This window comes from Streptomyces sp. ISL-36 (assembly GCF_018614205.1).
Taxonomy (GTDB): domain Bacteria; phylum Actinomycetota; class Actinomycetes; order Streptomycetales; family Streptomycetaceae; genus Streptomyces.
The window spans coordinates 1-11,513 of the sequence record NZ_JAGGOS010000146.1 but is presented as its reverse complement, the minus strand read 5'-3'; the positions used below and the strand labels follow the sequence as shown (position 1 = coordinate 11,513).

The 11,513-nt window shown below is 73.8% G+C and carries 11 protein-coding genes; 5 read left to right on the top strand and 6 right to left on the bottom strand.

From position 1 onward, the window contains the following. The 5 genes from trpM to lgt form a co-directional block, all read left to right on the top strand. Positions 1–157 (top strand): tryptophan biosynthesis modulator TrpM (trpM, locus tag J7E93_RS38450; RefSeq protein ID WP_374105457.1); only part of this gene is annotated, 157 nt, incomplete at its 5' end. Between the two features lie 178 nt (positions 158–335). After that, complete coding sequence (trpB, locus tag J7E93_RS31885; protein ID WP_215073512.1) at positions 336–1,631, top strand: tryptophan synthase subunit beta; 1,296 nt, start codon at positions 336–338, stop codon at positions 1,629–1,631. Further along, positions 1,628–2,443, top strand: a complete 816-nt coding sequence (trpA, locus tag J7E93_RS31880; RefSeq protein WP_215073511.1) for a tryptophan synthase subunit alpha — start codon at positions 1,628–1,630, stop codon at positions 2,441–2,443. The genes trpB and trpA overlap by 4 nt, the downstream gene beginning before the upstream one ends. Before the next feature lie 13 nt (positions 2,444–2,456). Beyond that, entirely contained in the window at positions 2,457–3,350 is an 894-nt protein-coding gene (locus J7E93_RS31875) for a thioredoxin domain-containing protein (protein WP_251067374.1), read from the top strand. Between the two features lie 64 nt (positions 3,351–3,414). Next, complete coding sequence (lgt, locus tag J7E93_RS31870) at positions 3,415–4,446, top strand: prolipoprotein diacylglyceryl transferase (RefSeq protein WP_251067373.1); 1,032 nt, start codon at positions 3,415–3,417, stop codon at positions 4,444–4,446. Positions 4,447–4,587: 141 nt separating this feature from the next. Here the strand turns inward: lgt and J7E93_RS31865 are convergent, their stop codons facing one another. The 6 genes from J7E93_RS31865 to J7E93_RS31840 are packed head-to-tail and all read right to left on the bottom strand — an operon-like array spanning position 4,588 to position 11,508. Next, a complete protein-coding gene (locus J7E93_RS31865; protein WP_215073509.1) occupies positions 4,588–5,385 on the bottom strand; it encodes a CoA ester lyase in 798 nt (265 codons plus the stop codon). Continuing rightward, entirely contained in the window at positions 5,382–6,584 is a 1,203-nt protein-coding gene (locus J7E93_RS31860; RefSeq protein ID WP_215073508.1) for a CaiB/BaiF CoA-transferase family protein, read from the bottom strand. Before J7E93_RS31860 ends, J7E93_RS31865 begins: the two co-directional genes overlap by 4 nt. Next, a complete protein-coding gene (rbsK, locus tag J7E93_RS31855; protein ID WP_215073507.1) occupies positions 6,581–7,501 on the bottom strand; it encodes a ribokinase in 921 nt (306 codons plus the stop codon). The genes J7E93_RS31860 and rbsK overlap by 4 nt, the downstream gene beginning before the upstream one ends. Beyond that, a complete protein-coding gene (locus tag J7E93_RS31850; protein WP_215073506.1) occupies positions 7,498–8,955 on the bottom strand; it encodes an ADP-ribosylglycohydrolase family protein in 1,458 nt (485 codons plus the stop codon). The genes rbsK and J7E93_RS31850 overlap by 4 nt, the downstream gene beginning before the upstream one ends. Beyond that, complete coding sequence (locus J7E93_RS31845) at positions 8,952–10,103, bottom strand: ADP-ribosylglycohydrolase family protein (RefSeq protein WP_215073505.1); 1,152 nt, start codon at positions 10,101–10,103, stop codon at positions 8,952–8,954. The genes J7E93_RS31850 and J7E93_RS31845 overlap by 4 nt, the downstream gene beginning before the upstream one ends. After that, positions 10,084–11,508, bottom strand: coding sequence for an ADP-ribosylglycohydrolase family protein (locus J7E93_RS31840; protein ID WP_308368852.1), 1,425 nt, complete (start codon positions 11,506–11,508; stop codon positions 10,084–10,086). The genes J7E93_RS31845 and J7E93_RS31840 overlap by 20 nt, the downstream gene beginning before the upstream one ends. Positions 11,509–11,513 lie beyond the last annotated feature (5 nt).

Here is an 11,513-nt window from a genome sequence, read left to right as displayed (position 1 = left end):
CCCCGCGCACGCCCCGCTGGCCAGGGGCTGCCGCCCGCGCGGCTGCCGGGCCCCCGCCCGCCGTGTGCACGGCCGCCGGGTGCGGTACGTGATCGGCGACGAGCCCGGTCAGGTCAACGGCATGCGATGGCGCCCGCGCCCCGCGCGCACCTCCTGACCACCCCGCCGTCAGGCCCCTGAGCCTGCCCGGGCCCGGCAACCCTCCGTTGTGCCCACCCGTTCCGCCCCAGCGGGACGAAAGCCCACAACGGATGCCGGGGAGCGGAGCGTCGTGCGCATAACGTGACCATCGTCAGCACGTCATCCGGGGCGTCCGCCCCGCGAGGAGCAGTCGCATGTCCAGCGAGTTCTTCATTCCGGACCCCGAGGGTCAGGTCCCCACCGCCGAGGGCTACTTCGGCGTCTACGGCGGCAAGTTCATCCCGGAGGCCCTCGTCGCCGCCGTGGACGAGGTCGCCGTCGAGTACGACAAGGCCAAGGCCGACCCCGAGTTCGCCCGCGAGCTCAACGACCTCATGGTCCACTACACCGGCCGCCCCAGCGCCCTCACCGAGGTGCCCAGGTTCGCCGAACACGCCGGTGGCGCCCGGGTCTTCCTCAAGCGTGAGGACCTGAACCACACCGGCTCGCACAAGATCAACAACGTGCTCGGCCAGGCCCTGCTCACCAAGCGCATGGGCAAGACCCGGGTCATCGCCGAGACCGGAGCCGGCCAGCACGGCGTCGCCACCGCCACCGCCTGCGCCCTCTTCGGGCTCGAGTGCACCATCTACATGGGCGAGATCGACACCCAGCGCCAGGCGCTGAACGTCGCCCGGATGCGCATGCTCGGGGCCGAGGTGATCCCCGTGGCCTCCGGCAGCCGCACCCTGAAGGACGCCATCAACGAGGCGTTCCGCGACTGGGTCGCCAACGTCGACCGCACCCACTACCTCTTCGGCACGGTCGCCGGACCCCACCCCTTCCCCGCCATGGTCCGCGACTTCCACCGCGTCATCGGCGTCGAGGCCCGCCGCCAGATCCTGGAGCGCGCCGGACGCCTCCCCGACGCGGCCGTCGCCTGCGTCGGCGGCGGATCCAACGCCATCGGCCTCTTCCACGCCTTCATCCCGGACGCCGACGTCCGTCTGATCGGCTGCGAGCCGGCCGGCCACGGCGTCGAGACCGGCGAACACGCCGCCACCCTCACCGCCGGTGAGCCCGGCATCCTGCACGGCTCGCGGTCGTACGTCCTCCAGGACGACGAGGGCCAGATCACCGAGCCGTACTCCATCTCGGCCGGTCTGGACTACCCCGGCATCGGCCCGGAGCACTCGTACCTCAAGGACAGCGGTCGCGGCGAGTACCGTGCCGTCACCGACGACGCGGCCATGCAGGCCCTGCGGCTGCTCTCCCGCACCGAGGGCATCATCCCGGCCATCGAGTCGGCGCACGCGCTGGCCGGCGCCCTCGAGGTCGGCAAGGAGCTCGGCAAGGACGGGCTGATCGTCGTCAACCTCTCCGGGCGCGGCGACAAGGACATGGACACGGCGGCCCGTTACTTCGGCCTGTACGACTCCGAGGCCCCCCGGGTCGAGGCCGACGCGTCCGCCGAGAACGGCGACGCCGAGATTCGGAGGGACACCAAGTGAGCGGGCACATCCAGCTCCTGAGCGACACCCTGGCCAAGGCGAAGGCCGAGAACCGTGCCGCTCTCATCGCCTACCTCCCGGCCGGGTTCCCGACCGTGGACGGCGGCATCGAGGCCATCAAGGCCGTCTTCGACGGCGGCGCCGACGTCGTCGAGGTCGGCCTGCCGCACAGCGACCCGGTCCTCGACGGCCCCGTCATCCAGACCGCCGACGACATCGCCCTGCGCGGCGGTGTCAGGATCGCCGACGTCATGCGCACGGTCCGCGAGGCGCACGCCGCCACCGGAAAGCCGGTGCTGGTCATGACGTACTGGAACCCGATCGACCGCTACGGCATCGAGCGGTTCACCGAGGAGCTGGCCGCGGCCGGCGGCGCGGGCTGCATCCTGCCCGACCTGCCGGTCCAGGAGTCCGCGACCTGGCGTGAGCACGCCGACAAGCACGGTCTCGCCACCGTCTTCGTCGTCGCGCCGAGCAGCAGGGACGAGCGTCTGGCCACCATCACGGCCGCCGGTTCCGGCTTCGTCTACGCCGCCTCGCTCATGGGCGTCACCGGCACCCGCGAGTCCGTCGGCGAGCAGGCCGCCGATCTTGTCCGCCGCACCCGCGCCGCCGGCGAGCTGCCCGTCTGCGTCGGGCTCGGCGTCTCCAACGCCGAGCAGGCCAAGGAGGTCGCGGGCTTCGCCGACGGCGTCATCGTCGGCTCGGCCTTCGTCAAGCGGATGCTCGACGCCGAGGACGAGACCGCCGGGCTCGCCGCCGTAAGGGAACTGGCGGGCGAACTCGCCGAGGGCGTGCGGCGCGTTTCGTAGCCCGTTCGGGTGGATGTGGGACCGGGGAGGCGCGTCCGCGCCTCCCCGGTTCGTTGCTGAGGGCGTGAGCCAGAAGAACAGTGACGGTAATCTGAGCGCGCGGGAGCGCCTCCAGCAGCAGCGCGAGCGAGAGAAGGCGCGCGAGAAGCAGCGACGTGTCCTGATCGTGTCGGCGGCGGTGGTCGGTGTCCTGGGCCTGGCGGCGGTCGTCGGAGTGATCGCCGCCAACAGCGGAGACAAGGACAGCGGCTCCGACAAGGCCGGCCCGGTCGTCGCCCCGACCGGTGCCATCGGGGACGACAAGCCGGCCATCCCGACGGGCCGGCCGGACGCCCCGTCGACGCTCACCATCTGGGAGGACTTCCGCTGCCCGGCGTGCGCCTCCTTCGAGAACGCGTTCCGGGACACCATCCACGAGCTGGAGGCGTCGGGCGCGCTCAAGTCCGAGTACCACCTCGCCACCCTCATCGACGGCAACATGGGCGGCAGCGGCTCCCTCCGCGCGGCGAACGCCGCCGCCTGCGCCCAGGACGCCGGAAAGTTCACGCCGTACCACGACGTGCTCTACATCAACCAGCCGCAGGAGACGGACGACGCCTTCGCGAAGAACGCCAAGCTCCTGGAGCTGGCGGGGAAGGTGCCCGGGCTCGACACGCCCGCCTTCCGCAGCTGTGTCGAGGGCGGCACCCACGACAGCTGGGTCGCGAAGTCGCACGCGGCCTTCCGCAGCGGCGACTTCCGCGGCACGCCGTCGGTCCTCCTCAACGGAGAATCGATCTTCCCGTCGAAGGGGAACGAGCAGATCTCCCCGGAGAACCTCAAGAAGTGGGTCGCCGAGGCGAACAAGGGCAAGAAGCCCGGCACGGCCTCCCCGAAGGCGGCTCCGGCCGGCGGCTCGGAGCGGTAGTTACGCAGACGTTGCCGGGTGGGCTGCCGTCCCGCCCGCCCGGCAAGGTAGCGTCGGTCCTGCCATGGACCTTGCCTACATTCCCAGCCCGTCGACCGGTGTGATCAACCTCGGACCGGTACCGCTGCGCGCCTATGCCTTCTGCATCATCATCGGTGTCTTCGTCGCCGTCTGGTACGGCAACAAGCGCTGGATCGCCCGGGGCGGCAAAGCCGGCACCGTGGCCGACATCGCCGTCTGGGCGGTGCCTTTCGGCCTCGTCGGCGGCCGCCTCTACCACGTCATCACCGACTACCAGCTGTACTTCAGCGAGGGTGAGGACTGGGTCGACGCCTTCAAGATCTGGGAGGGCGGCCTCGGGATCTGGGGCGCCATCGCCCTCGGCGCGGTGGGTGCCTGGATCGGCTGCCGCCGCCGGGGCATCCCGCTGCCGGCGTACGCCGACGCCATCGCGCCCGGTATCGCCTTCGCCCAGGCGATCGGCCGCTGGGGCAACTGGTTCAACCAGGAGCTGTACGGCAAGCCGACCGATCTGCCGTGGGGCCTGAAGATCACCGCGAGCGCGAACCGCGAGGCCGGGATCTACCACCCGACCTTCCTGTACGAGTCGCTGTGGTGCATCGGCGTCGCGCTGCTCGTCATCTGGGCGGACCGCCGCTTCAAGCTGGGCCACGGGCGGGCCTTCGCGCTCTACGTCGCCGCGTACTGCACGGGCCGCGCCTGGATCGAGTACATGCGCGTCGACGAGGCGCACCACGTGCTCGGCCTGCGGCTGAACGTGTGGACGGCGATCGTCGTCTTCGTCCTGGCCGTCACCTACATCGTGATCTCCTCGCGGGTCCGTCCGGGACGGGAAGAGGTCGTGGAGCCGGCAGCGGCGGGCGACAAGCCGGCCGGGAACGCCGGTGACGCCGGGGACGCCGGGGACGCCGAGGACGAGGCGTCCGAGAGCGACGCGGTGGCCGACGCCCCGGTCGAGGCCACCGACGCGGGGGAGCCCGCGGGCGAGCCCGTCGACGAGCGCGTCGACGAGCCCGGGGACCGGCCGCGGACCTCGGACGACGAACCGGCCGGAAACGGCGCCGGCAAGAGCTGACACCCCGGAGACGTCACCCTCGCGACAGGGCCGCCCAGGACCGAGAGGTCCGGGGCGGCCCTGTCGCACGTACGGGGGCGGCGGCCGGTGACCGGGGCGAAAGCGTGACCTGAGCCGCGGTGGGCACGGGCGGTCGGGGCGTCAGACCCTCGCCGCCAGGGCGAGGACGCGGCGGGCCCCCTCCACGACGGCCGCGTCGACGAAGCGGCCGTCCGGAAGGGCCAGGGCGCCCTCCTCCGTCTCCGCCGCCTTCACCACCTCCTCCGCGGCGGCGACCTCGTCCGGGGTGGGGAGATACGCCTGCTCGATGACCGGGAGCTGACGCGGATGGATCGCCGCCCGGCCGAGGAAACCCAGAGCGCGTCCCCGGGCGCAGCTGGCCGCCAGGGTGTCCAGATCCCGGATGTCGGGGTGGACCGACTGGGCCGGGGGCGGGAGGGCCGCCGCACGGGCGGCCACCACGAGACGGCTGCGCGGCCAGTCGAGGCCGCTGTCGTCCCGCACCCCCAGGTCGGCGCGGAGGTCCGCCTCGCCGAGGGCGATGCCGTGGACCGAGGGGTGCGCCGAGGCGATGGCGTAGGCGTGCTCGACGGCGAGGGCGGTCTCGAGCAGGGGGTAGAGCGGGGTGTCCGGCAGGACGAGTTCGGCGATCCGGTGGATGTCAGTGGCGTGTGTCACCTTGGGAACACGGAAACCGCAGAGGCCGGGGAGGGGAGCCAGACATGGGATGTCGCGCGGCGAGTGGATGCGCACATGGACCGGTACGGGCTGGGGTTCGGCGAGGAGTTCGGCGGTGGCGGCCAGGGCGTAGGCCTTACGGTCCGGGGCCACCGCGTCCTCCAGATCGACGATCACCACGTCCGCGCCCGAGACCAGGGCCTTCCTGACGACGGCGGGGCGGTCCCCGGGGGCGTACAGCCAGGTGAGGGGGAAGGTCATACGGCTCCTTCGCCTCGTAGGGCGCCGATCTCGTTCGGGGTGAGGCCGAGTTCGGCGAGGACCTCGGCGGTGTCCGCGCCGTGCGGCCGGCCGGTCCAGCGGATCGCGCCGGGGGTCTCGGAGAGCCTGAAGAGGACGTTCTGCATGCGGATCGGGCCCAGCTCGGGGTCGGGGACCTCGGTGATGGTGTCCAGGGCGCGGTACTGCGGATCGGTCATCACGTCCCGGATGTCGTAGACGGGGGCGATCGCCGCTTCCGCCTTCTCGAAGGCGGCCAGGGCCTCGTCGCGGGTGTGGCGGGCGATCCAGGAGCCGACGGCCTCGTCCAGGACGTCCGCGTGGGCGGCCCGGCCCGCGCCGTCGGCGAACCACGGCTCGTCGATCAGCTCGGGCCGGCCGACCAGGCGCATCACGCGTTCGGCGATGGACTGGGCGGAGGTGGAGACGGCGACCCAGGAGTCGTCGGCGGTGCGGTACGTGTTGCGGGGGGCGTTGTTGCGGGAGCGGTTTCCGGTGCGGGGCTGGACATAGCCGAGCTGGTCGTACCAGAGGGGGTGGGGCCCGATGACGGAGAGCATCGGTTCGATGATCGCCATGTCGACGACCTGGCCGCGTCCGGTGGCGGTCCTGGCGGTGAGCGCGGTCATCACCGCGTACGCCGTCGCCAGGGCGGCGATGGAGTCGGCCAGACCGAAGGGGGGAAGGGTGGGTGGGCCGTCGGGCTCGCCGGTGATCGAGGCGAAGCCGCTCATCGCCTCGGCGAGGGTGCCGAAACCGGGGCGGTGGGAGTACGGGCCGAACTGGCCGAAGCCGGTGACCCGGGCGAGGACCAGCCGGGGGTTGACGGTGGAGAGTTCCTCCCAGCCCAGACCCCAGCGTTCCAGGGTGCCGGGGCGGAAGTTCTCCACGATCACGTCGGCGTCGGCGGCGAGACGCAGCAGGGTGTCGCGGCCGCCGTGGGTGGAGAGGTCGAGGGTGATCGTCCGCTTGTTGCGGCCCAGGACCTTCCACCACAGACCGACCCCGTCCTTGGCGGGGCCGTGGCCGCGGGACGGGTCGGGCTTGCGGGGGTGCTCGATCTTGATGACGTCGGCGCCGAAGTCGCCCAGCATCATGGCGGCGAGCGGCCCGGCGAAGAGCGTGGCGAGATCGAGGACGCGCAGGCCCTGGAGGGGAGGGGAGTTCTCGGGGCGGGTCATACGGCGTCGACCTCCTGGCCGGTGAGGGAGTCGTGGGCGGCGTCGATCTCGGACCGGTACGGCATCGAGGACGAGGCGCCTTCGCGCTGGACGGAGAGGGCCGCGGCGGTCGAGGCCCAGGCCAGGGCCTCGCGGACGGGACGGCCCTCGCCGAGGGCGACGGCGAGAGCGCCGACGAAGGTGTCGCCCGCGGCGGTGGTGTCCACGGCGCGGACACGGGGGGCGGCCACGGTGAACGGTTCGCGTCCGCGGGCGGCGTGGAGGCTGCCGGCCGCGCCGAGGGTGATGACCACCTCGGGCACGTCCCGCAGCAGCGCCGCCGCGGCCTCGTAGGGGTCGGCGATCCCGGTGAGTGCGGTGGCCTCGTGCTCGTTGGGCACCAACAGGTCTGTGGCAGCCAGGAGTTCGGGAGGGAGCGGCCGGGCGGGGGCGGGGGTGAGGACGGTACGCACGCCGAGCCGGCGGGCGGCGAGGGCGCCGGCGGTGACGACGGAGAGGGGGAGTTCGAGCTGGAGGAGCAGGGCATCGGCGGTGCCGATCAGGGCTTCGTCGCCGTGCGTGAGCGAGGTGACGGTGCCGTTGGCGCCGGGGACGACGACGATCGCGTTGCCGCCCTCGTCGTCGACGACGATGTGGGCGGTGCCGGAGGGGCCTTCGGCGGTGCGCAGGAGGTCGGTCTCCACGCCGGCGCCGTCCAGTGCCGCCCGGAGCCGCAGGCCGAAGTCGTCGGTGCCGACCGCGCCGATCATGGCCACCTCGGCACCGGCCCGGGCCGCGGCGACGGCCTGGTTGGCGCCCTTGCCGCCGGGGATCGTACGGAACTCCCGGCCGGTGACGGTCTCTCCGCGCTCCGGGGCCCTCGGCACGAAGGCGACGAGGTCCATGTTGGTGCTGCCGAGCACCACGATGCTGGTCATGGGCGTACTGCCTCCATGTGCGTCAGTTCGGCGAGGGTGTCGAAGCCGATGCCGTCGAAGGACGGGACCGAGGTCGAGAGCCGGTTCTTGAGAGGGGAGGTCCAGCGCTCGGGCAGCCGGTCGGGACGGCCGGCGAGGAGACCGGCGACGGAACCGGCCGTGGCGCCGTTGGAGTCGGTGTCCCAGCCACCGGAGACCGCCGCGCAGAGGGAACGGGAGAAGTCGCCGTCGGCGTGGGTGAGCGCGGCGGCGACGAGGGCGGCGTTGGGGACGGCATGGACCCAGTGATACCCGCCGAGCGTGGCGTGGAGCCGGTCCACGACCTCATCGAAGTCGGGGAGGATGCGGGCGGATTCGATGCCGAGGCGGACGGCCCGGGCGAGGCGTGAGCGGGGCGGGATCACGGCGAGCCCGGAGGCGAGGGCCTGGTGGACGTCGGCGGTGCCGGTCCCGGCGGTGGCGAGGGTGGCGGCGACGAACATCGCGCCGTAGATCCCGTTGGCGGTGTGGGTGAGGGCCGCGTCCCGGTACGCCTGCGCGGCGGCGCCGACCGGGTCGCCCGGGTGCGTCCAGCCGTGGACGTCGGCCCGGATCTGGGCGCCGATCCACTCGCGGAAGGGGTTGCGGCGGACGGCGGTCAGCGGGGGCTCGATGCCGTCGAGGAGGTTGCGGTAGGCGACGCGCTCGGCCGTGAAGGCGCGGCCGGCGGGGAGCTCGTCGAGCCAGAGGCGGGCGACGTCGGCGGTGGTGAAGTCGCGGCCGTGCCGCTGGAGCAGAAGGAGGTTGAGGAGGGGGTAGTTGAGGTCGTCGTCCTCGGGCATCCCGTCGATGTTCTCGGCGAGCGAGGTGACGGCGGACCGGCGGTTCCAGGGGTGGGAGGCGAGGAGCTCGGGGGGCACGCCCTTGGCGGTGAACCAGGAGGAGAGGGGCCAGTTGCCGGCGGCGCGGGCGAGGGCGCGGATGGCGGGGAGCGGAAGCTTCTCGACGGGCTTGCCGAGCAGACACCCGGCCGCCCGCCCGAGCCAGGCGGCGTGCAGCCGGTCACGGAGGGCGGCTCCGCCCCCGAGCCCCGGGGCCTGCGGCGCTTCCGGCCGGGTGGGGGGAGCGCCGTCGCCGACGCCTTCGGGTGGGGGGATCGCGTCGGCCGGCACCGGGGTGGAACCGCCCGCCCCGGTCGTGGCGGTCGTACGTGCCTGGATGGCGGCCAGGGGAGTGGGTTCGTCGGAAGACAGGGGGGAGGGGAGGGCGGCCAGTTCGTCCAGGAGGGCATTTGCCAGCGCGCGCAGTTCCGTGCGAGGGGTGGGGGACGCGCCGGCCGCCCCGGGGGCCGGAGGGCCGCCGGCCGCGTGCCAGCGGGCCGCGATCGCGGAGGCGTCGCGGCCGTCCTCGGCGGCCTGGCGGAGTTCGTGGCCGACGAGGTCCTCCGGCTGGACCCAGGTGACGCGCAGGTTCATCGGGCCGCGCTCGTCAGGGCCGTGTACGCCGCCTCGTGCGCCCGGCGCCGCGCCGTGTCGCGGGCGAACACCTCGTGCGCGACCGCCGTCAACGCCGCCGCCGGGCCGTGCAGATCCAGGCGGCTCGCCTCCGCCACCTGCTTCGAGCAGTCGGAGGGGATGGCCGATTCCCCTCGCAGCGCGCCCACCAGCGCCCCCGCCATCGTCGCGATCGAGTCGCAGTCACGGCCGTAGTTGACCGAGCCGAGCACCGTGCGCCGGTAGTCGCCCCCGCCGACCAGGAGCATGCCCAGCGCGACGGGCAGCTCCTCGATCGCGTGGAGGCGGGACGGGCGGCGCGCGCCCAGGGACGGGGCGCGGTAGTCCGGGCCCACCGTGTCGAAGGGGGCCACCGCGGCCCGTAGCGGGATCAGCGCGGACTCGAAGTCCGCGTGCCGGGCGGCCACTTCGGCGACCGCCTCGATCGCCGAGCGGGTGCCGTCCTTGGCGAGGGAGAGGGAGACCTCGACCACCGACTCCGGCGTCGCGCCCGGCGCGCACGCCGCCGCCACCGCCGCGGCGAACACCCCCGCCGCCTCCCTCCCGTACGAGGACTGGTGCGCGCCCGCGACGTCCAGCGCCTCCGCGTAGGCGCCCGCCGGGTTCGCCGCGTTGACCAGTCCGACCGGCGCCATGTACATCGCCGCACCGCAGTTGACGATGTTTCCGTTGCCCGCCTCGCGGGGGTCGACATGGCCGTAGTGGAGCCGGGCGACGATCCACTTCTCCGCGAGGAAGATCCGCTGGAGGGGGAGGGCTTCGGCCTCCAGCTCCGGGATCCAGACGGGGTTCCCGATGAGTTCGGGGACCAGGTGGTCCGCCACCGCGTACGCGTCGAGGTGGTCGCGCACCTTCTCGTACACCCTGATCAGGGCGTGGGTCATCAAGGTGTCGTCGGTGACGTGCCCGTCGCCCTTGTGGTACGGCGCGATGGGGCGGGCCGTGCGCCAGGCCTCGCCGTTCCAGGGGCCGACGATGCCCGTGACGCGGCCGCCGTGGCGTTCCACGATCTGCTCCGGGGTGTAGCCCTCGACGGGGCCGCCGAGGGCGTCGCCGACGGCGGCCCCGAGGAGACTTCCGGTGATCCGGTCATCCAGTGTGGGTGTCATGTCGGAATTGTCCACCCGGGGTGGCCAGTTCCGTGTTTCCCAGGAGCTCGGCGAGTTCGACGAGATCCGTGCCGGCGAGACGGGGGAGCGCGCAGCCGGCCAGCGTGCGGCAGGCCTCGCGCCAGGTGGCGGGGATGGAGTCGCCGCCGCCGAGTGCGCCGGTGAGCGCGCCCGCGAGCGCCGGGGCGGAGTCCGCGACACGGGAGAGGCACGCGGCGGCCGGTACGGCAGCGGCGACCTCGCCGCGGGCGGCGGTGGCGAGGGCGAGGGCGACGGGGACGGTCTCGGCGGCGGCGATGCCGTAGCTGTAGACGTGGTCGACGATCTGGTGCTCCAGGAGGGGGACGAGTTCGAAGGCGGTGGTCGCTTCCTCGGCCATCTTGACGGCCTGTTGGGCGTTGCGGCCGATCTCGGTGGTGGGCGGGAGCTGCGCGAGCGCGGCCGCCACGGCCTCGTCGACCGGCGCCCCGCCGAGGGCGGCGGCGATGGCGGCGGCCATCGCGCGGGCGCCGTGGACGCCGTCCCCGTCCTGGGTGTAGCGGGCGTCGAACTCGGCGAGTTCGGCGGCGGAGACCGGATCCCCCGGGTGGGCGAGGGCGAGCACGGCGGCACGGATGCACGCGGCGTCGTCGAAGTAGTGCGGGTTGTCGTGGCCGGTGGCGGGCGGCCGCAGACCGGTGGCGAGATTGCCGAGCCCGGCGCGGACCGAGATCCGGGCGCGGAGCGGGAGGACGGCGGACTCGACCTCGGGGGCGCGGTCGGAGGCGGCGGCGATCTGGCTCGCGAGGGAGTTCCAGGCCATGTCGACGGCGGCGCGCATCCGGCGCTCGGGGTCGAGGGAGACGAAGAGGGGCCCCGAGGCGGCGAGAACCGCCTCGGCGGTGAAGACGGCCCACTCGGCGTCGTCGGAGGGGCCGAGGCGGAGGGGCTCGGGGGGCTGGTTGAGGGCGATGGGGACGGGGAGGGTGGTCGTGGCGTTCTGCTCGGCGAAGGTGTCGAGCTCGCGGGTGAGGCGGCGGGTCCACTCGGGCATGCGGGCGGCTCGGTGCCGGGCCGCGGGCCAGCCGGCGGCGTCGCCCGCGGCGAGACCGAGGAGGAGCCCCTCGATCCGGGCCGGTCCGCGGCGCCCGCGCTCCGGTGCCTTGCCCGGTGTGCCCGGTGTGCCGGGTCCCGGCGTGGCCCGGGGGCCCGAGCGGACGACGCCGTACCTGGGCGTCCCGCCCGCCCCCCTCTTGTGAACGGGTTCCCCGCCCGCCCCGTCGGCTCCCGGAGCTCCCGACCCTGGCGCGGCACCGGGCCCCTCGCGCAGGGCGCCGACCAGCGGGGCGCCGGACCCGAAGGTGCTTGCCCGGACCGCGCCGACCAGCGGGGTGCCCGCCCCGGTGCCGCCCCCGACGGTGCTCACCCCCA